22 protein-coding genes are annotated in these 26,873 nt (G+C 39.4%); 13 read left to right on the top strand and 9 right to left on the bottom strand.

What is annotated here, in order from left to right; translation table 11 throughout:
- Positions 1–46 precede the first annotated feature (46 nt).
- Genes DRED_RS07550 through gmd form a run of 3 tightly spaced genes read right to left on the bottom strand, consistent with a single transcriptional unit; the run spans position 47 to position 2,855 of the window.
- Positions 47–775 (bottom strand): class I SAM-dependent methyltransferase, encoded by a 729-nt coding sequence (locus tag DRED_RS07550; RefSeq protein WP_011877746.1) that lies wholly within the window; start codon positions 773–775, stop codon positions 47–49.
- Positions 776–789: 14 nt separating this feature from the next.
- On the bottom strand, positions 790–1,752 hold the full coding sequence (gene fcl, locus DRED_RS07545) for a GDP-L-fucose synthase (protein ID WP_011877745.1): 963 nt from the start codon (positions 1,750–1,752) through the stop codon (positions 790–792).
- A gap of 14 nt (positions 1,753–1,766) precedes the next feature.
- Complete coding sequence (gene gmd / locus DRED_RS07540; protein ID WP_041274867.1) at positions 1,767–2,855, bottom strand: GDP-mannose 4,6-dehydratase; 1,089 nt, start codon at positions 2,853–2,855, stop codon at positions 1,767–1,769.
- A gap of 121 nt (positions 2,856–2,976) precedes the next feature.
- Between gmd and DRED_RS07535 the strand changes: the two genes are divergently transcribed.
- From DRED_RS07535 to DRED_RS07495, 9 genes are all read left to right on the top strand, one after another.
- Positions 2,977–4,098, top strand: coding sequence for a glycosyltransferase (locus DRED_RS07535; RefSeq protein WP_011877743.1), 1,122 nt, complete (start codon positions 2,977–2,979; stop codon positions 4,096–4,098).
- A 217-nt stretch (positions 4,099–4,315) separates the two neighbouring features.
- Positions 4,316–5,569 carry a CsxC family protein gene (locus DRED_RS19660; protein WP_011877742.1) on the top strand — a complete coding sequence of 418 codons (1,254 nt, stop codon included), beginning with the start codon at positions 4,316–4,318 and terminating at the stop codon, positions 5,567–5,569.
- A gap of 147 nt (positions 5,570–5,716) precedes the next feature.
- On the top strand, positions 5,717–6,511 hold the full coding sequence (locus DRED_RS07525; protein ID WP_011877741.1) for a CsxC family protein: 795 nt from the start codon (positions 5,717–5,719) through the stop codon (positions 6,509–6,511).
- Positions 6,512–6,925: 414 nt separating this feature from the next.
- The gene (locus tag DRED_RS07520) at positions 6,926–7,690 is read left to right on the top strand and encodes a CsxC family protein (protein WP_011877740.1); all 765 of its coding nucleotides are present in this window, start codon (positions 6,926–6,928) and stop codon (positions 7,688–7,690) included.
- 151 nt (positions 7,691–7,841) lie between these two features.
- Positions 7,842–10,538, top strand: a complete 2,697-nt coding sequence (locus DRED_RS19280) for a hypothetical protein (protein ID WP_011877739.1) — start codon at positions 7,842–7,844, stop codon at positions 10,536–10,538.
- 112 nt (positions 10,539–10,650) lie between these two features.
- The gene (locus tag DRED_RS07510) at positions 10,651–11,916 is read left to right on the top strand and encodes a tetratricopeptide repeat-containing glycosyltransferase family 2 protein (protein ID WP_011877738.1); all 1,266 of its coding nucleotides are present in this window, start codon (positions 10,651–10,653) and stop codon (positions 11,914–11,916) included.
- A gap of 129 nt (positions 11,917–12,045) precedes the next feature.
- Positions 12,046–12,978, top strand: a complete 933-nt coding sequence (locus tag DRED_RS07505; RefSeq protein ID WP_011877737.1) for a hypothetical protein — start codon at positions 12,046–12,048, stop codon at positions 12,976–12,978.
- 102 nt (positions 12,979–13,080) lie between these two features.
- Entirely contained in the window at positions 13,081–15,054 is a 1,974-nt protein-coding gene (locus DRED_RS07500; protein WP_011877736.1) for a TPR domain-containing glycosyltransferase, read from the top strand.
- Positions 15,055–16,188, top strand: coding sequence for a glycosyltransferase (locus DRED_RS07495; RefSeq protein ID WP_011877735.1), 1,134 nt, complete (start codon positions 15,055–15,057; stop codon positions 16,186–16,188).
- A gap of 56 nt (positions 16,189–16,244) precedes the next feature.
- On the opposite strand, the gene DRED_RS07490 is transcribed toward DRED_RS07495, so the two are convergent.
- From DRED_RS07490 to DRED_RS07470, 5 genes are all read right to left on the bottom strand, one after another.
- Entirely contained in the window at positions 16,245–17,270 is a 1,026-nt protein-coding gene (locus DRED_RS07490; protein WP_011877734.1) for a CsxC family protein, read from the bottom strand.
- Positions 17,271–17,425: 155 nt separating this feature from the next.
- Positions 17,426–18,493 (bottom strand): glucose-1-phosphate thymidylyltransferase, encoded by a 1,068-nt coding sequence (locus DRED_RS07485; RefSeq protein ID WP_011877733.1) that lies wholly within the window; start codon positions 18,491–18,493, stop codon positions 17,426–17,428.
- A gap of 42 nt (positions 18,494–18,535) precedes the next feature.
- Positions 18,536–19,354, bottom strand: coding sequence for a class I SAM-dependent methyltransferase (locus DRED_RS07480; RefSeq protein WP_011877732.1), 819 nt, complete (start codon positions 19,352–19,354; stop codon positions 18,536–18,538).
- A gap of 29 nt (positions 19,355–19,383) precedes the next feature.
- Complete coding sequence (locus DRED_RS07475) at positions 19,384–19,908, bottom strand: hypothetical protein (protein WP_011877731.1); 525 nt, start codon at positions 19,906–19,908, stop codon at positions 19,384–19,386.
- A 471-nt stretch (positions 19,909–20,379) separates the two neighbouring features.
- On the bottom strand, positions 20,380–20,667 hold the full coding sequence (locus DRED_RS07470; protein ID WP_011877730.1) for a hypothetical protein: 288 nt from the start codon (positions 20,665–20,667) through the stop codon (positions 20,380–20,382).
- A 308-nt stretch (positions 20,668–20,975) separates the two neighbouring features.
- On the opposite strand from DRED_RS07470, the gene thrC reads away from it, so the two are divergent.
- Complete coding sequence (gene thrC, locus DRED_RS07465; RefSeq protein WP_011877729.1) at positions 20,976–22,475, top strand: threonine synthase; 1,500 nt, start codon at positions 20,976–20,978, stop codon at positions 22,473–22,475.
- Positions 22,476–22,597: 122 nt separating this feature from the next.
- Here the strand turns inward: thrC and DRED_RS07460 are convergent, their stop codons facing one another.
- Positions 22,598–24,268, bottom strand: a complete 1,671-nt coding sequence (locus tag DRED_RS07460; RefSeq protein ID WP_011877728.1) for a Na/Pi cotransporter family protein — start codon at positions 24,266–24,268, stop codon at positions 22,598–22,600.
- Between the two features lie 217 nt (positions 24,269–24,485).
- Between DRED_RS07460 and DRED_RS07455 the strand changes: the two genes are divergently transcribed.
- Genes DRED_RS07455 through ehuA form a run of 3 tightly spaced genes read left to right on the top strand, consistent with a single transcriptional unit; the run spans position 24,486 to position 26,827 of the window.
- Complete coding sequence (locus tag DRED_RS07455; protein WP_011877727.1) at positions 24,486–25,319, top strand: amino acid ABC transporter substrate-binding protein; 834 nt, start codon at positions 24,486–24,488, stop codon at positions 25,317–25,319.
- Positions 25,320–25,352: 33 nt separating this feature from the next.
- Positions 25,353–26,024, top strand: a complete 672-nt coding sequence (locus DRED_RS07450; protein ID WP_011877726.1) for an amino acid ABC transporter permease — start codon at positions 25,353–25,355, stop codon at positions 26,022–26,024.
- Between the two features lie 11 nt (positions 26,025–26,035).
- Entirely contained in the window at positions 26,036–26,827 is a 792-nt protein-coding gene (gene ehuA / locus DRED_RS07445) for an ectoine/hydroxyectoine ABC transporter ATP-binding protein EhuA (protein ID WP_011877725.1), read from the top strand.
- The last annotated feature ends 46 nt before the right edge of the window (positions 26,828–26,873 follow it).

Genomic DNA, 26,873 nt, shown 5'->3' with positions numbered 1-26,873 from the left:
TGATATTCCGTAAGATAGTTTAAGAAATCCTGTTCAACTTTTGTATCTACTCACCCACCGGTTTGTCCTGTGCGGTCTTTTCTACCGGAAATAGCAAGGCGGCAAGCTGATCCCGCCACACCTGATGCATGGCTATTTCTGTAGAATCCACAGTGCTATACCATAGTAGATCACTGGCTTTTTTAAATTGTTCATCTAGAGGTAGATCTTGTATTTTTTGAGCAACTACCAGTATATTGGAAAGGTAAGGTTCCCGTGACCAGGACATTTGGTATGTCTGCAGTACCTGAAAACCTAGTTTCTCTAGGGTTTTTTCAAACCTCTCCTGAAACCATTGGTCCACGTGATAGGCCCACCTTGCTGCCTGGTCTCCCGTCAAGTGACGTACCACAGCCATTTTCTCCTGGAAAGAAGCATCAGAAAGAATTGTTCTGGCGCTACCCATCAGGTCGGGCGTTTCAATAATCAGCTTACCCCCTATTTTTAGCCATGAATGCCAGCGGATTAATAAAGCCAGAGCTGTTACACGATTAAAATGTTCAAAAACATGGTGCAGGCGTACCTCATCAATGACACCAGCCGGAAAATCCAGCTGATTAATATCAGCATATACGTCTGCTGCTACATTCATTAAATTATGTTCTACGGGGGGATAATCGATGTTAATATAGCCCTCGAAATGCTGCTCCCCGCAGCCCAAATGAAGTTTTAGCGGTTTGTTCTCTTGAATGAGACCATTATTACAAAGCTTTTCAAAGGTTTCCTTGCCTTTCATTTTTATCGCCCCTTTTACTGGTATACGTCTTGAATTTGTTGCAAATTCCGGCTAACATTCTTTTGATACCATTCATAGGTCCCGACAAGACCTTCCTTCAGGGGGATTTGGGCTTGCCATCCCATGGACTTCAGCTTTGATACATCCAGTAGTTTTTTTGGCGTTCCGTCTGGTTTAGTATTATCATATACTATCTCTCCCTGGTAACCGACTTTAGCTTTGACCAGTTCGGCCAGTTCTTTGATGGTAAGGTCCTGTCCGGTGCCAATGTTGATAATTTCACTGTCCTGATAATGCTCCATTAGAAACACACATGCATCTGCCAGATCATCTACGTGTAAAAATTCTCTTTTGGGTGTCCCGGTTCCCCAAACAGTGACAGCGGGCTGAATTTTTGTTTTAGCTTCATGAAATTTCCTAATAAGGGCTGGCAGTACATGGGAATTTTCCAGATCAAAATTATCATTGGGTCCATAAAGATTGGTAGGCATGACAGAGATAAAATTGGTACCATACTGGCGGTTGTAGGCCTGGCACATTTTTATACCGGCAATTTTGGCAATGGCATAGGGTTCGTTAGTGGGTTCTAATTTTCCACTTAACAGATACTCCTCCTTCATGGGCTGGGGAGTTAATTTGGGATATATGCAAGAGCTACCTAAAAAAAGTAGTTTTTTTACACTGTGTAGGTAGGAGGTATGGATAACGTTGGTTTGAATAGACAGGTTATCATATATAAATTCCGCTGGGTAGGTATTGTTGGCCAGAATCCCTCCAACCTTTGCCGCTACCAAGAATACATAGGCTGGTTTTTCTGCACAAAAGAATTCTTCTACAGCCTTTTGGTTCCGCAGTTCTAACTCCTTGCTGCTTCGGTAAACCAAATTTGTGTAGCCCAGTTGCTCAAGCCTTCGCTTAATGGCTGATCCCACCAGCCCCCTGTGACCGGCAATATATATTTTAGAATGTTTATCCATAGTAAACTCCTACCTTATTCATGATATTGATTTACCTTAAAACCTTCCCTTTTACATAACAAATCTCGTTTTGTTTCCAGTAAATCCTCTGTCATCATTTCTTTAACCAGTTGATTAAAGGATATTTCTGGTATCCAGCCCAGTTTATTCTTTGCCTTGGTAGGATCACCGATTAAAATATCCACTTCTGTCGGCCTAAAGTAGCAGGGATCTACCTCCACCAGAACTCTGCCAGTAGCTTTATCCAATCCTTTCTCTTCCAATCCCTTGCCCCGCCACTCTATGGTAATACCTACTTCCGCAAAGGCTAATTCTACAAACTCTCGTACCGAATGGGTATCTCCGATGGCAATAACATAGTCCTCGGGCTGCTCTTGCTGCAATATAAGCCACATGGCCTTTACATAATCAACCGCATGTCCCCAGTCCCTTTTGGCGTTCAGGTTTCCCAGGTAGAGCTTTTCCTGCAAACCCAACTTAATCCTAGACACCGCCCTGGTTATCTTCCGGGTGACAAAGGTCTCGCCCCGTATGGGAGATTCGTGGTTAAACAAAATTCCGTTACAGGCAAAAATATTGTAAGCTTCCCGGTAGTTTACGGTAATCCAGTAGGAATAGAGTTTAGCTGCTGCGTAGGGGCTACGGGGGTAAAAGGGAGTTTTTTCAGTCTGGGGAATTTCTTGAACTTTACCGTAAAGCTCACTGGTTGAAGCCTGGTAAAACCTAGTCCTACCCGTTAGCCCCAGGATACGAATGGCCTCCAGCAACCGTAATGTGCCAATGGCATCGGCATTGGCGGTATACTCCGGTGTTTCAAAGGAGACCTTGACATGGCTCTGGGCTGCCAGGTTATAGATTTCGTCCGGCTGCACCTCCTGAATGATTCTAATTAAGTTCGTAGAGTCTGTAAGGTCACCATAATGCATAAAAAAGTTTACCTTTTCTTCATGGGGGTCCTTATACAAGTGATCCACCCGGGCTGTGTTAAACAAAGATGACCGTCTTTTTACTCCGTGTACCTGGTAGCCCTTGTCAAGCAAAAATTCAGCCAGGTACGCACCGTCCTGGCCGGTAATACCGGTGATCAAGGCTGTTTTTCCCATCCTGCCTTCAACTTTCAAATTTATTTACACCCCCGTTTTAGAAGTCTACAACTCACATTTACTTCATATAAATATATGTTAGATAGTTAATTATGTGCGTAGGCAAAGGGGGTTTTCTCCAGTGATCAGTGTTATTATGCCTGTCTATAACGGGGCAGAATTTTTAAAAGAAACCATTGAAAGTGTATTAAACCAAACAGAAAAAAACTTTGAGTTGATTATCATTAACGACGGATCTACCGATCAGAGTGAGGATGTTATATTATCCTTCTCTGACCCACGCATTCTATACTTTAAACAGGAAAATAGTGGAGCAGCAGCGGCAAGGAACAGGGGATTAGAAAAAGCTTGTGGTGATTTTGTGGTTATTCAAGATGCAGATGACATATCTTTACCAAACCGTTTTGAAGTTCTAAAAAGTCAATTCACCTCTCCAACTGTTGGAATTGTCCATTCAGATGTTTTACTAATAAACGAAGAAAATCACCCAATGGGCTACTGGGCAGCCAGTAACATTGAAAAGAGTAGTATGTTAAGGTTTTTTCTTAAAATAGGAACGCCCTTTAATAATAATAGTTTAATGTTACGACGGAAAGCATTAGAAAATTTACGCTATGATCCATCCCTGCGAATTGGGGAAGATACTGAAATGATCTCTCATGTGGCCAAAAGCTGGGATGCAGTTCATGTTCCGAAGCCGTTACTTCTATACCGCCGACATACTAATAATTTAACTAATGAAAAAGACTATCATGTTTTATTTGCCCATATGCAAAAATTCTTAGACAGTCATACCCTTGAAGAATTGGTTCCGGAACTTGATTGGCACAATGCCGAATTAAAAGAGAACCAGGCCAGAGCATGTGCCATTATTTCCTTATTCTTATTAAGACGTAGGATGGTTCATGATTGTCAAGCATGGTATAACAGATCACTTGAAACACTAAATGGTTCCAACGATTCTATTGTAAATGCCATCGGTCATATAATATTAGGTAACTATAAAAATGCTTTGAATTTCCTTCATTCCTACCCTGAACAAAACCCTGTGGTTGAAAATTATGTTGGAGAAACCTATGCCTTATTAGGACAGATGGAGAAAGCCTTTGCTCACTTTTTAAAAGCACTACAGTTAAATCCCCTTTATCTAGAACCTCTTGATAACTTAAAAGCAATCGGTGGCCTAAAAGGGTTGAATTTGCTGGATCGGTCTTGGAATAATTTTTTATTTGCAAATAATTAACTTGTTCAGTACTGGTGTAAAAAACCGGTACTTTTTTATGCCCTAGAGTTTTAAGTCAAAAATTTAGTAATTTTTAAATATTTCATACTTTTACACTCAACTATAAAATTTCCTAACAAAATAGTCTATTTCCATAATATTTATGGTTTTATTAATAACCGGATTGGTCCGGGCTGAATAGCATGTAATAAAAATCTTTTTAAGGAGGGAGACAATCATGTTTAATCATATGACAGACTTCTTTGATCCCAAGCCTGTTAAACAAATACAAAAAAATGTTGAAGTAGAACAGCAAGAATTAGAGGAACCGTTGGAAGAAACCGATAAGAACGAACAAGTCCAAGTTGAATCCACCGTATCTGAGGTCCAGGTGTTTCGCCACCAAAAGGATGCATGTGTTGACGTTACCGACGGAAATATCCAAAGCTGTACCAATACACAGCTTGGCGTAATGGGAATATCAGACGTTGTAGTAAAAATCCCGGTAGTTTTAGCTGAATTTCAGGTACAGGTAAATATAAACTCCATCATTACTCTACCTGAAAAGGCCCTGGAAATTAAGGAGGTTAAGAAACGGGTCAAGCTTACCCAATGTCTGCTTATACAGGAACCCGGTATAGTATCTAACCCGGGAGATCTGTTCATAAAAGGTTTTGTCCGTAAAAACATTGCCTACGCTACTCGGAATTGCTCAAATGAAGAAGGTGTATGCGGAGATATTCGTCACTGTACTGTAGATGTTCCTTTTAGCTGCGTAACAAAGGTTATCTTCAACGGCATTATGCCCTTACCACCCGTTGCCAATACAGTAAGCGAATTTGAATATTTTCGAACCCAAAACCTATCCGGTCCCGGGTTTGCAGATAAAGACCAATTGCTTTCAGGTGATTTATCAGAGTTTAACCAGGTAAGTCAAGAATTTTACAATGAGCTTCCTTTCTGTGAATTAATCTGCAGCAAGATTATTGAGTTTGACGAATTTCTAAATCGTAAACGTCCATGCGATATTAATCTTCCTTTTGAAGAAAGAGAATTCTCACAGATAGAAGAAAAAATGGTTCTTTACCTTACCATTAAGTTACTCCAAAATCACCAGGTATATATCCCCCCTGTCCATGTAAATGGGGAAATAAGAAACGAAACCAGTCCTGTTGAATCAGTACAGTTACAAACTTTAGCCCATGTGGTTATTGAAGAAGATGATTCTACAGAATCAATACCTGAATTATTGGAGGAGGAATTTTTAGTAGAAGAGACCCCTGATTCAGAAGATGATCTTTCCACAGATATATCCTCTGCTGCTGTTGAAGACGACCACCCGGTAGATGTAGATGTAACCTTTGAAGTTTCTGAAGCTGACCTTTTAGAAGATACTGCCCCAAATGTTCCTCAAGATAATGTGCTTATAGAAAAACTAATCGAAGATCCTGATGATATTCATATAGAAGAAACGACTGTAATTTCCGATTAAATCTATCCAACAAAAAACTCCTGCTAAAAGCATAGGTTGTCAGAAAGCAGCTGGGAGTACAAAAAATTCTTGCTTTTTTGCCATAATGTAACATCGTTGGGGCGATTTGAATACCATGCACTATAAAACATTAAGGGGGATCAAATTATGTCAAAAAGTGATCAAAAAGAATCATACTTTGATATTCCAGGAGATAAGGACCAGAACTGCAAAAAAGAACACACAAAAGGCAAATGCGTTAAGGTTACAGGCGGAACTCAGCAGGAATGTGTTAGTAATACAGTTCCTATTAACGCATATGCTATGGGGGCAGTAGCAAAAATACCGGTAGTACTTGCAGAAGTGGAAGTTCAGGTTAATATGAATTCCACTATCAAACTTCCTGAACCTGCCCTAGAAATCAAAAGAATTAAAAAACGCCTGAAAGTTACTCAATGTCTGCTCCTACAAGATACTAATGTTTTATTCTTAAAAGGTTTTGTTCGTAAAAATATTGACTATGCTACCCGCAGTTGTTCCAATAAAGAAGGTGTCTGCGGAGATATTCGTCACTGCACTATAGATGTCCCCTTTAGCTGTACAACAACCATAGAAAACTTTGCTACACCACCGATTAATCCTGTACCCAATTCTTCATGGGAATTTGAATATTTTAAGACACAGGATTTACCGGATAGTAAATTTGCAGAAAAAGATCAATTGCTGTCCGGTGATTTTTCAGAATTTAACCAGGTTAGTGATGAATATTTTACAGAGCTACCCTTCTGTGAGCTAATTAGTGCAAGAATTGTTGAGTTTGACGAATTTCTAAATTGTAAACGTCCTTACGATGATGATCTTCCTTTTGAAGAAAAAGAATTTAGGAAAATTGAAGAAAAAATGGTTCTATACATCACTCTTAAGATTCTGCAAAATCAACAGGTACAAATTCCTGGGATTTAGGTACCAGTGTAACATAATCCCATTATATACCATTTGCTCTTTCTACAGAATTTATGGGCGTATCACTGTTTGTAACTTTTTATAAATAATTTTATAGGTAACAATGCAATAGAGTAGCCGAAGGTAAAAGGCCAGCGGTTGCTCTTTTGCATTGTTGTCTTTATACTCATAACTAATTATATACATTATCTTCTTGATTTTCCATATTTTACTGCATAATATTCTACCATTTTTATAGATGTTACTTTTTTTGGTAATTTTATTTTGAAATTAATCTGTTATATTACATTCCATAAGTTACCTAGGATACACACGGAAATTGTGATACATTATGGATTTTTTTCCAGAATAAGTAACACAACACTGGTAGATTGAATAACATGCAGTAAAATTATAAAAGGAGGATTGAGAAATATGAGTTATTGTTGTCCACCCCATAAACCTTCTAAAAAAATAGTAACCGGCGGAACCCAACCAACCTGTGTTAGTACTTCTGTCCCCATTGAAGCACTATATGGCCCTTTAACCTCAAAAATACCGGTAGTTGTTGCTGAAACAACGCTGCAAATAGATGTTAATTCAACCATCACTCTTCCTGAGCGCGCATTAGAAATAAAGGGTTGTAAAAAAAGGGTAAAAGTTACTCAGTGTATGTTATTGCAAGCTCCCGGTCAAACCAGCGGTCCTATAACTCTTTGTGTTAAGGGATTTATTCGTAATAATATAGATTATTCTAATCGTCTTTGCTCTAATACCGAAGGAGTTTGCGGGGATATTCGCCATTGTACTGTTGACGTTCCCTTTAGCTGTAATACACCTATCGAAATTAATGGTACTTACCCACTTCCCCCCATGCCAAATACATCGGAAGAATTTGAATACTTCCGGAGAGAAAAGTTGAAGGGTCATGGCTTCGCAGAGAAAGATGAGTTACTTTCCGGTGATCTGTCAGAGTTTAACCAGGTTAGCGAAGAATTCTATAATGAACTTCCCTTCTGTGAATTAGTCAGTGCAAGAATCGTCCAGTATGATGAATACCTCAATCGTAGACACCCAAAGGGCGTAACTCTACCCTTTGAAGAAAAAGAATTTAGGCAATTTGAGCAAAAAATGGTTCTATACCTTACTCTTAAAATACTACAGAAACGCCAGGTGCAAATTCCCCCAAGTATCTACTAAAGATATAAATGTAATTAAATACCTTTTCTTATGGTACAGGTCTAAAACACTCGATATTTAGGTTTCGAGTGTTTTTTTAGTCTTAAAACGTCACCTATTTACTTAGCGTGGAATAAATTAACAACATATAGAAAGGGGGTAGCTAGCTTAAATGAATCAAAACGAGTTCAAACAATACATTAAAAATATGGTTAACTCGATGTTGGAAAAAGTTCCAAACTACAGTGAACAAGACCTGGAAGAACTCCTAAAAGATGATTTGCCGGAGGAATTCGCTAAAGAGTCATCAAAAAAACCCATAGGTAATTTTTTAGATGACTTTGATGAAGATCTACCACAGAGTTTTTCACAGGACTTAACGGAAGATGCAGCAGATTTCTCTGAGGACTTGACAGAAGACATAGCCGATGAGATCGTTGATGAACTATCAGATGACATAGAGTATTTAGAAAAAAACTTTGGTTTTAAAGACGATTGGGGAGATATTTCAGACTGGAATGACCTTATTGACTGGGCAGGCCTTAAGGAATTTGGCAGTTACGGCGACACTTGTGATCCTTATGATCAAAAGAATCCATTCAAAGATTCTTGCGATATTAATGATCCCTTTAATTGTAATGATCCCGGCCATCATGATCACCACCATTGCCATCACCATGACCATCATAAAGATCCCTGCTTTGATGACAAACTACTCAAGTGCTTTATTTTCACCTGCCTCAAACTAAAAATTATTCTCTGCCTGCTAAAAAATAAAAAGTTTGGGCTTAGGGAGATTAAGAAAGAAATTAAATGCATTGAAGAGGCTATCTTTAACCGGAGATTTGGCCTGAAAGAAATTAAAAGAGAAGTTAACCGCATTGAAAATGGTGTTTTCAGTTGCACCTTTGGATTACCAGAGATTAAGTCTGAAGTTTCTATTATTCTAACAATTGTAGCCGGTATTGATGACGAAATTAATAATCCTACCTTTGGTTTGTCCGAGATTAAGTCTGAAGTATCTGCCATCGAGTCTGCTGTGTTCAGTGAGACCTTCGGGTTATCCGAAATCAAGGCTGAGGTTTCTGATATCCTTGCTCTGGTCAGTAGCCTGAGTATTGTTGACTTCGGCGATATTAAGTCCGAGATCTCTGCTATCGAATCTGCTGTGTTCAGTGAGACCTTTGGTTTGTCTGAAATTAAGGCTGAAGTATCTGCCATCGAGTCTGCTGTGTTCAGTGAGACCTTTGGTTTGTCTGAAATCAAGGCTGAGGTTTCTGATATCCTTGCTCTGGTCAGCAGCCTGAGTATTGTTGACTTCGGCGATATTAAGTCCGAAATCTCTGCTATCGAATCTGCGGTGTTCAGTGAGACCTTTGGTTTGTCCGAGATTAAGTCCGAGATCTCTGCCATCGAGTCTGCTGTGTTCAGTGAGACCTTCGGGTTATCCGAAATCAAGGCTGAGGTTTCTGATATACTTGCTCTGGTCAGCAGCCTGAGTATTGTTGACTTCGGCGATATTAAGTCTGAAATCTCTGCTATCGAGTCCGCTGTATTCAGTGAGACCTTTGGGTTATCCGAGATTAAGTCTGAAGTATCTGCCATCGAGTCTGCTGTGTTCAGTGAGACCTTTGGTTTGTCTGAAATCAAGGCTGAGGTTTCTGATATCCTTGCTCTGGTCAGCAGCCTGAGTATTGTTGACTTCGGCGATATTAAGTCCGAAATCTCTGCTATCGAATCCGCTGTGTTCAGTGAGACCTTTGGTTTGTCTGAAATCAAGGCTGAGGTTTCTGATATCCTTGCTCTGGTCAGCAGCCTGAGTATTGTTGACTTCGGCGATATTAAGTCCGAGATCTCTGCTATCGAGTCCGCTGTATTCAGTGAGACCTTTGGGTTATCCGAGATTAAGTCTGAAGTATCTGCCATCGAGTCTGCTGTGTTCAGTGAGACCTTTGGTTTGTCCGAAATTAAGTCTGAAGTATCTGCCATCGAGTCTGCTGTGTTCAGTGAGACCTTCGGGTTATCCGAAATCAAGGCTGAGGTTTCTGATATCCTTGCTCTGGTCAGTAGCCTGAGTATTGTTGACTTCGGCGATATTAAGTCCGAGATCTCTGCTATCGAATCCGCTGTATTCAGTGAGACCTTTGGTTTGTCTGAAATCAAGGCTGAGGTTTCTGATATCCTTGCTCTGGTCAGCAGCCTAAGTATTGTTGACTTCGGCGATATTAAGTCTGAAATCTCTGCTATCGAGTCTGCTGTGTTCAGTGAGACCTTTGGTTTGTCCGAGATTAAGTCTGAAGTATCTGCCATTGAATCCGCTGTATTCAGTGAGACCTTCGGGTTATCCGAAATTAAGTCTGAAGTATCTGCCATTGAATCCGCTGTATTCAGTGAGACCTTCGGGTTATCCGAAATTAAGTCTGAAGTATCTGCCATTGAATCCGCTGTGTTCAGTGAGACCTTCGGGTTATCTGAAATCAAGGCTGAGGTTTCATCATTGCTTGCCCTCCGGGGTCCAGCACAGAATCTAACCACCGGCCCCTTCCTTCTAATAAAAACTATAATGGATCTTGAATATAAAATGTTCAATGCCAGCGGGACAACCGCAAGTGTAACATTTAAAACCTTCGATATTGGAACTTGTCCAATATCGCAAATAAACACAATTGGTTTCTCTAATATTACTAACTGTTGTGGTACTCATTTTATTTTTAGTAATCCTTTTAACGAAGATAAAAATTTAATAATAAATGCCCAAACCAGTTCCACTTTTGGCATCTTCCTTTACGTTGCTGGAAATACAGGACAAAACATACCAGTATCATTTAAATCAGGAGATTTTCTCCCCTTTGGCACCCTTTGCAGCTAGACAGAAGTCGGCAACATTTGTTGCCGACTTCCCTATTTACAAATATTTTCCTTTTGACACTTCATTTACTACTTTAACATATACTAACCTAATAACTTTCTGGAGGAAACCCATGATCACATTATGTATGATTGTAAAGAATGAAGAACATAATTTGGCAAGATGCCTTAACAGTGTTAAAGATTCTGTAGATGAAATGATCATCGTTGACACTGGTTCTAAGGATACTACAGTTGACATTGCCAAGCAGTTCGACGCCAAGGTTTATTCTTACCACTGGGATGACGACTTTGCCGCAGCTCGCAATTTCAGTATCTCAAAGGCCATTGGCGATTGGATACTTTATTTAGATGCAGACGAAGAACTTGAAACCAACTGCTGCCAACGCTTAAAAGCTCTAGCAAACAAACCGGGAATCGATGGTTATTTCTTTCAAATAAATAATCTTTCTGACAGCAATGATACCATTAGGCACATCAATGTACGCATGTTTAAAAACAAGCCAGAACACCGTTTTGAGGGCCGACTTCACGAGCAGATTATGAATTCAATTACATCAAATGGAGGGCTTGTGGTTAACTCTAGGATAAATATTTTTCATTACGGTTATTTGAGTTCCGAATTTATTGCTAAAAACAAGGCCAGGAGAAATTACCGTATCAACAAGCGTTTGGTAGAAGAATACCCAAACCAACCCTTTTATCTTTATAACCTGGCAGGAGCCTATATTAATTTAGACGACCTGGAAGGGGCAGCAGCCAATTATCGTAAAGCCCTAGAAATGGTAGACCTAAAGGCATTATATGCGCCAAACATATTCCTCTCCTATATATCCTGCCTGATAAAACTGGGCCAACTTGCCGAAGCAGTAAAATATATAGAAGAATCCAAAATATACTACCCGGATTACGTGGACATTCATTTTCTGGAAGGGCAACTTTTCAGCCGGTTAGGCCATACCGAGAGGGCTAGGCTTTGTTTTGAAAAATGTCTTAGCCTTGGTGAACAAACTAAGGGTAAGTATACAAGCAGAACAGGTGTTGGGAGTTTCCTGCCTCTTTTTGAGCTGGCACAAATTTATAAAACCTATGGTGATATTAAAAAAGCAATCTATTATCAAACCCAGGGATTAAAACTTAAAAACAATAACATTAAGGATTTTATTACCCTGGCTCACCTGCTATATGAAAATAAGGAGTATCACCTTTCCGGCAAATTATTAGCCGGATTACCAAATGACAAAGATGAATTAAAAATTATATACCTTAAAAAGTCATTAACAAAAATTCTTGCAGCAATGCAAAAGTATCCACATGACCCCATCTTAAATAACTGGTTAATCGATATTCAAAAAGAATTACTGCAAAATGATTATTAAAGACAGGATCGTAAAATAGTTAACGACCCTGTCTTTAAGTTAGTTTAATTACTTTAATAACCCACATAAGTAACAAATATCTTAATTTGTCATATTATGTAAGAGAACATTATGAAGGAGGTTTTTCTTATGTGGGATTGGGACGATGACAATCCGTGGAAAAAAGAGGAGAAAAAATACAGTGACTGGCAAGACGATGGTAACGATTATGACGACAGCCATTACGGTAATGTAGATTGCGGTCATGACCAACATTTGTTGTATAAAATTATCAAATGCTTATGTATTCTTAAGCGAGAAATAGCAAAATGCGAAGAAATGCTATGCAATCCTAGATTTGGTTTAAAAGAAATTAAGAAAGAAGTCTGGCGTATTGAACATGGTGTTTTTAGCCCCACCTTCGGCCTGCCGGAGATTAAGTCTGAAATATCCATGATACAAACCATAGTAGGCGGTATTCAAGATGAGATCTCAAACCCAACCTTTGGCCTCAGTGAGATTAAAACTGAAGTATCACAGATACTGGAAATTTCTACTGAAATACGAGATATTGCTCTGGATATTGTCCTCAACCCAACCTTTGGTCTCAGTGAGATTAAAGCTGAAGTATCTGCAATTGAAAACGCAGTATTTAGCGAGACTTATGGACTACAAGAAATCAAGTCTGAAGTAAGCCAGATACTAGCTAACCAGGGTGTAACACCCTTTTTAACCTCCGGACCTTTCTTTGTTGATTGCGAAGAACAAACCCTTCTTCTGAAAGCCCTTAACAATACCAATGAAACCCAAAGTGTAACCTTTACTATTCGTAATTTAGACAGTTGTCCGGTTACCGATGTAAGTGACGTATTCTTAACTATCCCTGCCTGCTGTGGAGAGTCTGAAGAGGTCTCTCTACCTAGTTACGGTGAAAGAAATGTTGAAGTCAGGGCCATGCTTAGCTCTGCCACTGGAGTCCTGGTTTATGCTGCAACAAAAACCGGTCTACCCGATAGCCAAGGCAGCAAGGTTAATGAATTTAAACATGCGGAATGGGTACCTGTAGCAACTTTCTGTAGCTAACCAAATATAACCTGGTCGGCAAGCTCGTTGCCGACCTTATTTTTTTCACCCTATTACACTCCACTACATATACTGGCTTAGAGACTTCAAGGGAGGAAAACCATGATCTCATTATGCATGATTGTAAAGAACGAAGAACGCAACCTGGCTAGATGTCTTAACAGCGCCAAGGATTGTGTGGATGAGATTATTATTGTTGATACCGGTTCGGTGGATAATACCGTTAATATAGCCAAGAAATTTGATGCTAAAATCTATACTTATCAGTGGGATGAGGACTTTGCCGCAGCCCGAAATTTTAGCCTTTCCAAAGCTGCCGGGGATTGGATACTTTACCTGGATGCAGACGAAGAACTGGAGGCTAACTGCTGCCAGCGATTAAGGGCACTGAGTAACCTGCCCCAGTATGAGGCCTATTACTTCCAAATTATTAACTTAACTGACGGCAATGATCCTCTGAAACACCTTAACATACGTATGTTTAAAAACAAACCTGAATACCGTTTTGAGGGTAAACTCCACGAGCAAATTATCAGCTCAATTTCAGCTGCCAGCCCAAATCAACCTCCGGTAGTAAACTCCGGCATTACGATTCTACACTACGGCTACCTAGCTTCAGAATTTATTGCCAAAGATAAAGCCCAAAGAAATTACCGTATTAACAAAGCCCTAGTAGATAAGGAACCAAATAATCCCTTTTACCTCTATACCCTGGGAGGTTCATGTGTCAATTTAAATGACCTGGAAGGAGCAACCAATTATTACCTTAAAGCCCTTAAAAATGTTAGTTTACAAGCTATGTACGCCCCTAGTATTTTTATTTCTTTAATAACCTGCCTATTAAAAATTGGCAAAATTGTTGAAGCGGCTGAGTATATAGAGAAATGTAAAACCCATTATCCAGATTATGTGGATATTCATTTTATAGAAGGAGAACTGTATAAAAGGTTAGGCCATGTAAGCAGGGCCATACTTTGTTTTGAAAAATGCCTGCAGTTGGGGGAACAAAAAATCAGTAAATATACCACCAGAACAGGCGTAGGCAGCTTTATGCCCTTATTTGAGTTAGCTCAAATTTATATAGACCAGGGAGATTTGAAAAAAGCCCTGGACTATCAAATAATGGGCTTAAAGCTTAAAAATAATGATATGAAACAATATCTAACCCTTGCCAAAATACTAAAAACTGCTCTTGGCAACGGGCAAATAGTATACAAAATTTTAAAAGCAAATATAAAACATGCGGATAAGACTGCAGAGAAGTTCATACTAGCCCGAATGCTTTATCAGATTGAAGAGTATGAACTGGCCGGTAAACTATTTGATAAAATCCCAGTTAAAAGCGAGGAAGTTGCTTATTACAAGTGTTTATACTTTATAAAAACAGCCCGTCACAATGAGGTGACTCAAACTTTAAAACAAATTAACAACATTGCTTTATATCATGATGTTTTACAGGAACTAATTCTAGCCCACTGGAACTCCTCTCCCCCACTGGACGCTTCAATATATCTGGAACAACAAACTGACCCGGATCAGGAATTAATCAAAATACTGAGTTATATAAATGACAGGTTATTCAACTGTCCTACTACTTGTAAGTTTGATATTAACTCCGAAGCTTTCCTTCTAATAATGAACAAACTTTTAGCAACAAAAGGATTTAAACTGGCTAATGATGTTCTTTCATTAGCCGGACTAGATACAACAGAAAGTAAAATTACCTATTTAAGTAACTCTAATCTAAATAATGAAAAGTTAGAACTGGCAGCTAGGCTGGCTTTACAGGAACTGAAGCAGGGGTCTACCCACCCGGACTACTATTATGTACTAGGCCTATACTTTTTAAACAACGAAGATCTGGAATCTGCCCATAACATGATACACCAAGCGTTAGCCATACTTCCCGAAGCAGACCAGTACCAAAGGTTATTAAAAACTATTTATCGTAAGCAAGCTTTGCAGATGGTACTAAAAGCACTGGAAAATTACCCCCATAATCCCAGATTTAACAATTGCCTTATCCACCTTCAGAAAGACCTTATGACAGATACCCGGTTAAAGGGGGGACACTAAATGGCTAAAACCATCAGCTTGTGTATCATTGCCAAAGACGAAGAACAGAACATTGCCCGCTGTATTAACAGTGCTAAAGATTATGTAGATCAAATTATAGTGGTAGATACCGGTTCCACAGATTACACAGTAGAATTAGCCGAGGAATTAGGTGCGGAGGTATATCACTTTATTTGGCAGGATGACTTCGCCCTGGCCAGGAATAAATCCCTGGAACACGCCACGGGTGACTGGATTCTGTTTCTGGACTGTGATGAAGAACTGGACCCTGATACAGCTCCATTGCTCAAAGGGGTTATAGAGAACGAAAATTTCAACGGTTACAGTTTAAAAATAATAAACATGTTTAATAACCAGCCCGGTACTAGGTTTTTGGGCTTCCGGATGTTTAGAAACAGCCCCCTACATCGCTTTGAATGTCCCATTCATGAACAAATATTACCTTCGGTGATTCGTAATTCTTCACGCGATAAAATCGGCCAGAGTGATATTACAATATATCATTACGGTTATGATATTGACGAAGCAGCAAATAAAAATAAAATAGAACGGAATCTAAGAATCCTGCACAAGGCACACCAAGATTACGGTAACACCGGTTTTATCCCTTTTTATATAGCGGTGGAACACCAGAAAATGGGAGATTACCAAAAGGCCTTAGATTATTACACTTTATCCCTAGGAAGATCTGATATAAATGAAAACTATGTCCCGTCTATGATTCGCAGCATGGTAACTTGTTACATTAACCTGCAGCAATATCAAGAGGGATTGGACTTTGCTGATAAATTTCTAAAAGTATTCCCCAATTATACAGATCTGGTTTATCTAAAAGGGATATTGTACTCCCACCTGGACAACATTCCCCAAGCTTTGGAGTGCATGAACCAATGTATAGCCATGGGACCTCCACCGATAAACCTTTTCTCTGTTCACGGAATTGCCGATGAAAAACCTAAGAGTTTTATACAAAACATTACGGAAGGCTTGATTCGCCAGGGATTGGAATTATTTATTCAGGGGAACAAAGCACAGGCATATACAGCCCTAGACACAGCTTTCCAGCAGCTTAAAAAGACACCTGACGAAGAATGTTATACCCAAATGATTGAAACCATGATTTCATTTTTATAGGTGCCCCATACCAGACAAAGGAGAAAGGAGCAGCGCCCAGGGCTGCTCCTTTCTCTTTATCCTCTACATTGGGCTTCGAAGTTCAGAATTGCCGGACACTGGAATGTACGGAAGGGTGGATCGAACGTGCAATTAGCTTTACTTGGTGTTACCTTGTAGGTGATGCCGTTGGCAAAACCCATCTGGTTATAGAAACCGCCGGCGTTAGTTGTCACAGAGCTAGGTAAAGGAATAGTACCGCAGGGAAGTTGTTGACCAGGTTCAATGGTAAAGGTCATGGTTACACCACTAACACCAGTTCCGTAATGATCTGCTACCTGACCGCGTACGTTGCAGGTGGTAGGTGGAATACATACTTGGCGATTTTGCAGGATTTTTAGAGTAATGTTTAAAACTGCCTTTTCTTCAAATCTCCTAAACAACCTTTCCTCAAAGGGAAGTTTTTCACCATGGAGACGCCTGCGATTTAGAAACTCATCAAACTCCACAATCCTGGCACTGATTAATTCGCAGTAGGGAAGCTCATTGAAAAATTCCTCACTAATCTGGTTAAATTCGGAAAAATCACCAGATAGCAGTTTATCTTTTTCTGCAAACTCACGGGGTAAATTCTGTCTTTTAAAATATTCAAACTCGTTAGTAGAATTAAACCTGATATCCTCAGGCATCACACCACTGTTAAAGGGTACGGTTGTTGTACACTTAAAGGGAACATCCACGGTACAGTGACGGATATCACCACATACACCTTCCGCATTGGAACAGGTACGGGTAGAATAATCAATGTTTTTACGTATAAAACCTTCTAGGAAAAGTACATTGGTAGGTTGGAGTAACAGGCACTGAGTAACTTTCACCCTTTTTTTGATATCCTTTATTTCCAATGCCGGTTCAGGCAGAGTAATAAATGAATCTATGTTTACCTGCACAGTGAATTCAGCCAGCGTTACAGGAATCTTTGCTATGGTACCTGTACTTAATGCGGTTATGAGAACGGAATTGCTAACACAATCCGATTGGGTTCCACAGGTAACATCAACACACACACGGGCTGGCTTTGAGCCGCACTTAAATTCTGACATATACTTAACCCCCTACTCTTTTTACTATAAGTTATTCAATGCACGGCATTGTGGTTACATTTTATGGCAGAAAACATATAAGACTGTAGAAATATATATCTACAGCCTTAACATTGTTCTTACATATTACCTTCCTGGCATTGCCATCTTTTTGTTTATATCGTAATTTCAGAATCATCCCCCACCATTAAGCGTAATGTCTTTCTCCGGGTTTCTTGCCGGTAAACCTTGCTGTTATAACCGATTAAACTATCTTCAATGGTATCCACATTATTCAGGTCACAATTATCCAAAACCACTGAATATTGTAAGCTTACATTTTCAACCATACAACCACTACCAATGGTTGTATAGGGTCCTATAAAGGAATTAATAATGGTTACATTGTCTCCTATTCTTACTGGTCCTCGAATTATACTGTTTTTAACTTTTGAACCTGTACCAAGCTCAACCCTACCGGTAATACTGCTCTCTTTATCCACTTCACCCAGGATGTCAAACTGAGCATAATCATCAAGGATAACACGATTAGCCTCTAGAATATCTTCCTTTTTTCCGGTATCCAACCACCAACCCTTTAATTCCCTGGCTTCCACCCGGCAATTCATATCCACCAATCTTTGAATAGCATCAGTTATCTCCAGTTCGCCCCGCCAGGACGGCTTTATCTCTTGCACAGCTTGATGGATTACCGGTCGGAATAGGTAAATGCCAGCAACAGCTAAATCGGTGGGGGGATCTTGGGGTTTTTCCACTAATTTTATTACCCGTTGGTTTTGATCCAGAACCGCTACCCCAAATTGCCTGGGGTCCTTAACTTTTTTAAACTGTATGATGGCGTCGGTATCGGAATTCTGAAAATCGGCTACAATCTCCTTAACCCTGCCTTGAATCAAGTTGTCCCCCAGAAACATTAAAAATGAAGAATCACCTAAAAAATCTCTGGCTTTATTTACAGTGTCTGCCAATCCTGTCTGCTTTTCCTGTAAAATATAGGTTATTTTTGCCCCCCACCGTGAGCCATCGCCTAGAGTCGCCCTAAAGCACTGGTCTGTTTCAGGAGCAACGATAATGCCAATATCATTTATCCCCGCTTCTAAAATCTGCTCAATGATAAAGTGAACTATAGGTTTGTTGGCTACTGGAATAAGTGGCTTTGCCGTGGTGAAGGTTAAAGGACGTAATCGTGTTCCCTTGCCGCCGCATGGTATTAAAGCCTTCACAATAATTACCTCACTTCACTCCATCACAATACGCTTTATAATTTACTTTATTCTAATCCAAAAAGAAGACCCGTGCTTTTCAACTCTTTGTAAATTAGGTTCTTCCCACAAACCAGATAAAACCTTGCTCAATTCGTAATGGCAGCTGATAAAGAAATTGGGTAGGATAATTTCAAACTTGTTCCCCTCAGCTAATAGGTAGCAGGCTAAGAGATACTGCTCATTGTAATACCTGTTTTTCCAGGCCAAAGGATAATCAAAGGGCAACAAAATATCATGAAACTCTACCATTACACCCGGTTTTAACCTGGGTAAGATCTCTAAAAAAACAACGGTAACATCTGAATTCATAAAAGAACGATGGGAATTGTCCACAAATAAAATATCTCCCGCTTTAAGTTCGTCAAATAATGCCAGATCCACCTCTTCTACTGGCTGTCTAATTACATTATCACAAATCTCATTAATTTCAGCTCTGGGCTGGGGATCAACGGAAGTTATTTTAGTCCTAAGATTGTGATCTTTTATAGCTCGCCGGGCAAACCTAGTGGAATTGCCGGAGCCTATTTCAATATATCTTTGAGGGTTATGCAGAGTAAGAAAACCGTAAATGGCAACGGAGTCCAAACCCGGTAACCAACCATTAATCCAGGCAGGTTCTGTAGAATTATCGTTGGTTTGTACTATAGGTATATTGGAAAAACAAGCTTTAAATGGTAGAAAACTCTGTAAATAATCTTTATATATGTGAATATTTCTGCTAATTATTTCAGTCAGCTGCCGATGGGGTGACTTGCCATAACCATAACGTGGTTGAGGATTCACAGGGTAATCCAATATTATCAAATGACCTTTGTTCATTTGTTACCTCCAGACTCCATTGTCTTCAATTACCTAAAATAAAAAAACGGCCACGGCATTCTTTCCCTTTTGGGAAAAGGTTGTGCGGAAATTGTTTCTATTACCGGTTCCTTAACTGCCGGTTCTTCCTTAACCGGCAACGTCTGAACCACGGCTCTCCTGCAGTAATTTCTATTGACCATAAATCCCCCTGCGACTAAACCAAGAATGATAATGCCACCCCCAACCAATAAAACAGCCTTTAGTGCCTCTGATGACGAATTTCTTTTAATAGTTTCTATTTTATAAGTTGGCTGGAGTTTGTAATCCGCCAGTATCCTTTCAAATTCCTGCAACCACTCCTCTTTATTTTCTTCGACTGGATCAAAAGTTTTAAACTTCTCATCTTTCTCTATTTCATTAAAGTCTATTCCTATGTCATCATCATATTCTTCAATATCCTTAAGATTATCTTCAACAATATCCTCTTCCACTTTATCCTCTAGAAACGTATCAATATTTTCTTCTACCATTTGATCAACTACCTCCCAGATTTCACTAATGGTTCCTTTCATGCTTCGCCTCCTCAATACCTTATCTACCAGAAAATTGTACACTAACAAAAATCAATAAATTGTTGCTACCATTTTATTGAGTAAGGCTTTAATAGGTGATAAATATGGAACAACCATATTTTTCATTTTATATTGCAAATCGTGACCCTGCTTAACCTAAAAAACTACTGTACCGTAATGGCCCAGCAGTTTTATCCAATATTAGGTAGTTATACATAATTATACTTGAACACCAAAATAGTAACTGATAAAATCCCTCTTACTACTTTTTCAACAGTCTGAAATTGTTACCAAAATTAAGGAGTAAAATATTCTCTTATAATAATATACATATTAAAGAGCCGTACTACGGCTACAATTGCCCAACTATGGCTTTTGTGAACTATGTCTGTAGTATAGGGTATTTTTTACCTTTGGCTTAAATAAAAACAACCCGGGAAACCCGAGTTGTTACTCATTCTCTCTCATTTCTTATGCCACTTCAATCAAGGCTATTCGATCCTTATCGTAGTATCCGTGTACACGATCCCCTTGTTTAAGTCTAATCTTATTTTTAACTTTTAGCATAACCGTTTTATTGGCTCCAGCCTTAACAAGGATTTTATACTTAAACTTACCTTTCTTAAACTGCTCTAGGTAAATAATCATCCCGCTAACAGGTGTCATGTTTTCTGATATCTCTTTTATCATTTTCTGTTCATATCGCTGCTGGATTTTAGCCTTTATTTTTGCTATAAGTAATTTAAAAAAGCTGATCAATTTTTTCTTCCTTCCTTCATCAAATTAGGGCAAAACATCCTAATTTATTGACGAAATTTCTCCGAAAATAGATCCTGTAAAAATAATATTTTTGTTCAAACTTGATAAGCTTATAAAGCATCCCAAAAAACCCATTTGCTCTAAAAAATTGCCCCTCTGTTTGCAATTATTATTTTTATTATTGTTCCTAATTACGAAAAAAATATTTACCTTAACGTAACTTTTCCAATACCCGTCTTTACTTGACCGGAATTTTATTGTTTAATGTATGTTATAGTTAGTCATGTATCCTAGTAGGAGGCAAATGTATGAGATACGAAAGCACACGAGGTCACTCTCCTGTTGTTTCATCCGCTGAAGCAATAACAAAAGGTATAGCCCCTGACGGGGGATTATATGTACCAACTGAGAAGGTATCAATAGATCTAAGTAAAATTGAAGCCCTAAGTTCTTTATCCTATCCTGAAAGGGCTACCTTCGTATTAAAACATTTTCTGACAGACTTTAGTGACGACGAATTAATTCAGTGTGTTGATGCAGCCTATGGCAATAGTAATTTTTCCTCACCGGATGTTGCCCCTGTTAAACCACTTACTGACAACACAGCGATTTTGGAACTCTGGCACGGTCCCACCTGTGCCTTTAAAGACATGGCCTTGCAAATTCTGCCCCAATTTTTAGTGAGATCCCTTACAAAGACCGGTGAAGCATCTGAAATTGTTATACTTGTAGCCACCTCCGGGGACACAGGTAAAGCAGCTTTGGAAGGTTTTGCAAATGTTCCTGGTACAAGCATTATAGTATTTTTCCCACAACAAGGAGTTAGTGAAGTACAAAGGCTGCAGATGCTAACTCAGGAAGGTAAAAATGTGTATGTAGTTGGGGTTAAGGGTAATTTTGATGATGCCCAAACCGGGGTTAAGAAGGTATTTAGCGACCAGGAATTTGCAGCTTTACTGGCTAACAAGGGTTTCCGTTTATCTTCGGCCAACTCCATAAACTGGGGTCGTCTGGTCCCTCAGATTGTTTACTACTTCTCCGCCTATGCGGATATTGTAAAAAATGGTACTGTTAAAAATGGTGAGTCCATCAACTTTGTGGTGCCTACAGGAAACTTTGGCAACATCCTGGCAGGCTATTATGCTAAAAGTATGGGCCTACCAGTAAATCGCTTGATTTGTGCATCAAATACCAATAACGTACTAACAGATTTTATCCGAACAGGTACCTATAACCGCAAACGAGAATTTTTCAAAACCAACTCACCTTCTATGGATATTTTAATCTCCAGTAATCTGGAACGACTGCTGTACGAATTAACCGGCAAACAGTCTGATAAAATCAATGAATGGATGACGCAATTGAAGAGTACCGGCATCTATAGGGTTGACTCTGATTTGCTGGACCTAATCCAACAACATTTCTGGTCTGACTATGCCACCGATGAAGAAACATTAGACACCATTCACAAAGTTTGGTTAGACCATAATTATTTAATGGACACCCATACAGCAGTTGCCATGAATGTTCTAGAAAAATATCGAGCTGCCACAGGGGATAATACCTATTCTGTGGTGGCTTCCACGGCTAGCCCTTTTAAGTTTAACGGTAGCGTAACAAAGGCTATTCTTGGTGAAAAAGCAGTGTCTGGCAAAAGTGAGTTTGCATTATTGAATGACTTAGCTTCCTTTACCAACTGGTCCATACCTGTAGGTCTACGGAATTTGGATAAGCGCCCGGTCCTACACCAAAGGTTGACCAACAAGGATGAAATCGGTAACTCTGTTAAAAATATTTTAATTGGTTAACATAAATTCCCCGGTTCTGCCGGGGAATTTATCTGTATTAGCCCTCTTTGTTATAGGGTGGCTTTAGGCAGTACAAAAAAATAGACCCGGCAAATATTTTAGCGGATCTGCTGACTGAATTATTATTGAGAATTAGTATTTAGCTGCATCATCCCGTCCTGCCAAGTACAGGGCACATCATTACTCAAACTCATTAGCATGGCAATATTTTTAAGATGTTCACTCATTCGTATATAACAGTTTATTAATTCCATATGAGAAAAACTAGTTCTTTCTGTTTCACGGGATCCTTCCTTCATCCTTATTAGATGACTCATCTGCAAGCGAAACTGCAAGTCAACAATTTCCTCATAAAATAACTTTGCCTGTTCTGCCAAACCATCATTATTTGTGGCAAAGGCCGTATTCACAAGCTGTAAAAGATGAACCACCCTTTCACTCAAGGACTGTATTTCCTTCGCACCACTCAATGAAAATTCCAGGTTACGATTATTCATGTTCTCTGCCTTCGTAATAATATTTCTTTCTATTACATCCCCAATAAATTCATATTCCCTGACGATGTTTAGCAACTCCATCGCCCGCTTGAACTCCTCCTTTGTTAAAGGTTGTCTCAACAGCGCCGTGAGGTACTGAGTGGTAGCAATGGATAACAAATCCACTTTATCTTCCTTTTCCAGAATTTTATCAGCCATATCCTGGTTATAACGATCAAACAAAGTTGATACCGATTTTACCATCTCTGCAATATAGTCCGAAATATTAATAATTTCCTTAGTTGCCATACCAATGGCTACAACCGGGCTGGCCAGTAGATTTTCATCTAAATATTTAGGTTTTATTTCATTGGCAACATTCTTTTTCTCAGGAACAATAATTTCTAAGAGTCGAGCGATATATTGAATAAAGGGTAAAAACAAAAAGGCCATGATGATATTAAGGAAAGTATGGGTGTTGGCCACCTGAAAACCAGGGGAATTTGTCACTAGTTTCATCAATTCAATGATATAATCAACTAGCGGAAACGCCAACAATACTCCTAATACTTTAAATAAAAAATGTGCCACAGCAACCCTTTGTGATTCTCGGGATGACCCAATACTGGACAGCATCGGTGTAAATGTCGTGCCAATGTTAGCTCCCAAAAGCATATAAATAGCTGGTTTTAGTTCAATCATGTGCTGCATAGTCAGCAGCATAATAATCCCAATGGTGGCTGCGCTGCTGGAGATTAAAAAAGTAAACAGAGCAGCTACAATAATATCTAGAAATGGGTTGCTACTGATTTGCATAAGAATTTTCCCAAAAGAAGGGTCATTTTTTAGCGGATACATGGTGTCTGCCATCATTTTTAACCCTAAAAACAAAATTCCAAAACCAATTAAAGCTAAAGAAAACCGTTTTTTTCGATTACTTTTTGAGAATAAAAAAATAAACGATCCTACAAAGATAATGGGTAATGAGATTTCAGTTGCCTTAAGAGCAATTAGTTGTGCTGTTATGGTACTGCCTATATCTGCACCCAGCAGGACGGCCAGGGTTTGACGTAGGGTTATTATGGACGCACTGGTTAAGCCAATTAACAACACAGTGGTTGCTGTACTACTTTGAAATAAAAGTGTCATCAGAGTACCTAACCCCAGACCCACCAACCTGTTCTTGGTAAGTAATATTAAAACCTCACGAAACTTTTTGCCAGCCACTTTTTGTAAATTATCTTTCATCAATGACATACCATATAACAATAAGCCCACTCCGCCAATCATATTAAACAGTGCATACTGCCATTGCACTTACATCACCTCCCAGTACTAGAACAACAACAGTTAATTTTATTAAGAATATGTTAAAAGGAAAATAAAAACAAGCTCTTTCCTTTGCATTCAAACAAAATATGGGAGTTCATTGCACTTATATATTTATTTATATCATATCTATTGACCTTTGCACTTTAGTTAGTTAAAATATCAAAGTAGTAGATATTTAATACATAACGGGAGGGGAAGTCACGTGAAAAAGAGAGGTTTGTGGTTTTTGGTTTTGGTTCTTACCTTAGCTCTGGTGACTATGGGATGTGGCGGCGGAGAAAAAGAAAAACAAGCCGCTAATCAAGAACCCGCAAAGCAGACTGAGAAAAATACCTTGGATCAAATCAAAGAAAAAGGTGTAATTGTTGCTGGTTTGGATGACACCTTCGCACCTATGGGCTACCGTGACGAAAGCAATAAATTGGTTGGTTTTGATATTGACATGGGCGAAGAAATGGCTAAACGTTTGGGTGTTAAAATTCAGTGGCAGCCCACCCAGTGGGACGGTATCATTATGGCTTTAGACTCTAAGCGTTTTGACATAATTTTATCCGGTATGACTGTTACCGAAGAACGTAAAAAGTCCATTAATTTCTCTGTTCCCTATGTTGGGGATGGCCAGATTATGGTAGTTAAGAAAGGTACCACTGGTTTTAATACAGCAGCAGATTTAAAGGGTAAGGTAGTAGGAACCCAGGCTGGTAGTTCCGGTGAAGAAGCTGTTAAGAAAGTTGAAGGGATTAAAGAAGTTAAACTATATAAAACCTATCCCGAAGCCTTTACCGATCTGCAAATCGGTCGTATTCCCGTGGTTGTCTGTGACCGCATCACCGCCAGTCACTACATCAGCAAGCGTGCTGATACCTACGAAATCGTAGGAGAAAAAATCACAGACGAACCTCTGGCAATTGGTCTTCGTAAATCCGATCCAGAGTTAAAAGAAGCTATAGATAACGTACTGAACGAAATGAAAAAGGATGGAACCTTAACTAAAATTTCTATGAAGTGGTTTAACAGAGATATTACCGTTAAGTAAGAATAATAAAAAACTGGTTAGGTTGGTGACAACATGCACGTAGGCCCATTGGACATAAATTTTATCATAAAAATTCTACCCAATTTATTATTGGGAGCTGTCATGACAATTAAGTTAACTTTTTTTGCCATTACCTTTGGGACCTTAATTGGTTTGCTTGTCGCCCTAGCTAAAATTTCCAGCTTTAAAATATTACGTTGGTTTGGGGGACTCTACACCTGGGTTATCCGTGGTGTCCCCCTTCTTCTTCAACTAATGTTTTTATATTATGGCCTACCCTTTATGGGACTTACTCTGAATGAATTTACCGTGGCTGTCATTGGTATGTCTGTGTGCGGCGGTGCCTATATTGCAGAAATTATGCGGGCCGGTATTCAGTCCATTGATAAAGGTCAGATGGAAGCAGCACTTTCCATGGGTATGACTTACCCCCAGGCCATGCGCCGGGTTATTCTTCCCCAAGCATATAAACGCCTGCTTCCTCCAATGGGTAACGAATTTATTACATTAATGAAAGACAGTGCACTGGTCTCTGTTATTTGTATGACTGAACTATTAAGGGCAGCTAACCTGTTGCAAAACGCTACTTTTCGTCCCATTGAGATTTATGTTGTTGCAGGACTCCTTTATCTGATAATGACAACTTTCTTTACAATGGTGGTAAACCGCTTGGAAAAAAAATTAGCGGTCTCCGAAGGTGATTAGGAGGGGTACAGATGATTAAGGTTCAAAATATTACCAAAGACTTTGGTAAACTAAAAGTGCTAAGGGGACTCGACCTGGAAGTAAAACAAGGTGAAGTGGTGGTCATCATTGGTCCCAGTGGTTCTGGTAAAAGTACCTTTCTCCGTTGCCTAAACCACCTTGAATCCATTAACAGTGGCAATATTTTCTTCGAGGATAAACCTGTTGGTTTTAAACAAACCCCTGATGGTAAAAAAATACCGATTAAGGGTAAAGAATTATGCCAACTACGCAGCCAAATGGGCATGGTCTTCCAAAGATTTAACCTGTTCCCCCATATGACAGCGCTAAATAATGTTATGGAAGGTCCTTTAACGGTTCTGGGCAAAACTAAACCCGATGCCCGTGACTTAGCCCTTGAACTTTTGGGTAAAGTAGGCTTGGCTAATAAGGCAGAAAACTTCCCTAGCCAACTTTCCGGCGGTCAACAGCAACGGGTTGCCATAGCCCGGGCTTTGGCCATGCAACCAAAACTGATGCTTTTTGATGAGCCTACCAGTGCTCTGGACCCAGAGTTGGTTGGTGAAGTTCTCTCCGTCATTAAAAATTTGGCAACTGAAGGTATGACCATGATTATCGTTACTCACGAAATGGCCTTTGCCCGCGAAGTGGCAGATCGTGTTATCTTTATGGATGAGGGAAAAATTGTTGAAATGGGCAATCCTGAGCAGATTTTTTCTAAACCGCGTCATCCAAGAACGAGGGAATTCTTAAGTAGTGTTTTACGAGGATATGAAAAGGAACCCTTCTCCCAGGTGGTGTAAAACCACTTAACAATGTTATTATGGAAAACTAATAAAACAACCCTTG

It is taken from the genome of Desulforamulus reducens MI-1, from assembly GCF_000016165.1.
Classification (GTDB): Bacteria; Bacillota; Desulfotomaculia; order Desulfotomaculales; family Desulfotomaculaceae; genus Desulfotomaculum; species Desulfotomaculum reducens.
This window is presented reverse-complemented; position numbering and strand designations above follow the sequence as displayed.

What these genes read in the sequence shown, in the direction of transcription:
- DRED_RS07550 (WP_011877746.1), bottom strand. Translation starts at nt 775, where the DNA reads ATGAAAGGCAAGGAAACCTTTGAAAAGCTTTGTAATAATGGTCTCATT.
- fcl (WP_011877745.1), bottom strand. Translation starts at nt 1,752, where the DNA reads ATGGATAAACATTCTAAAATATATATTGCCGGTCACAGGGGGCTGGTG.
- gmd (WP_041274867.1), bottom strand. Translation starts at nt 2,855, where the DNA reads ATGGGAAAAACAGCCTTGATCACCGGTATTACCGGCCAGGACGGTGCG.
- DRED_RS19660 (WP_011877742.1), top strand. Translation starts at nt 4,316, where the DNA reads ATGTTTAATCATATGACAGACTTCTTTGATCCCAAGCCTGTTAAACAA.
- DRED_RS07525 (WP_011877741.1), top strand. Translation starts at nt 5,717, where the DNA reads ATGTCAAAAAGTGATCAAAAAGAATCATACTTTGATATTCCAGGAGAT.
- DRED_RS07520 (WP_011877740.1), top strand. Translation starts at nt 6,926, where the DNA reads ATGAGTTATTGTTGTCCACCCCATAAACCTTCTAAAAAAATAGTAACC.
- DRED_RS19280 (WP_011877739.1), top strand. Translation starts at nt 7,842, where the DNA reads ATGAATCAAAACGAGTTCAAACAATACATTAAAAATATGGTTAACTCG.
- DRED_RS07510 (WP_011877738.1), top strand. Translation starts at nt 10,651, where the DNA reads ATGATCACATTATGTATGATTGTAAAGAATGAAGAACATAATTTGGCA.
- DRED_RS07505 (WP_011877737.1), top strand. Translation starts at nt 12,046, where the DNA reads ATGTGGGATTGGGACGATGACAATCCGTGGAAAAAAGAGGAGAAAAAA.
- DRED_RS07500 (WP_011877736.1), top strand. Translation starts at nt 13,081, where the DNA reads ATGATCTCATTATGCATGATTGTAAAGAACGAAGAACGCAACCTGGCT.
- DRED_RS07495 (WP_011877735.1), top strand. Translation starts at nt 15,055, where the DNA reads ATGGCTAAAACCATCAGCTTGTGTATCATTGCCAAAGACGAAGAACAG.
- DRED_RS07490 (WP_011877734.1), bottom strand. Translation starts at nt 17,270, where the DNA reads ATGTCAGAATTTAAGTGCGGCTCAAAGCCAGCCCGTGTGTGTGTTGAT.
- DRED_RS07480 (WP_011877732.1), bottom strand. Translation starts at nt 19,354, where the DNA reads ATGAACAAAGGTCATTTGATAATATTGGATTACCCTGTGAATCCTCAA.
- DRED_RS07475 (WP_011877731.1), bottom strand. Translation starts at nt 19,908, where the DNA reads ATGAAAGGAACCATTAGTGAAATCTGGGAGGTAGTTGATCAAATGGTA.
- thrC (WP_011877729.1), top strand. Translation starts at nt 20,976, where the DNA reads ATGAGATACGAAAGCACACGAGGTCACTCTCCTGTTGTTTCATCCGCT.
- DRED_RS07450 (WP_011877726.1), top strand. Translation starts at nt 25,353, where the DNA reads ATGCACGTAGGCCCATTGGACATAAATTTTATCATAAAAATTCTACCC.
- ehuA (WP_011877725.1), top strand. Translation starts at nt 26,036, where the DNA reads ATGATTAAGGTTCAAAATATTACCAAAGACTTTGGTAAACTAAAAGTG.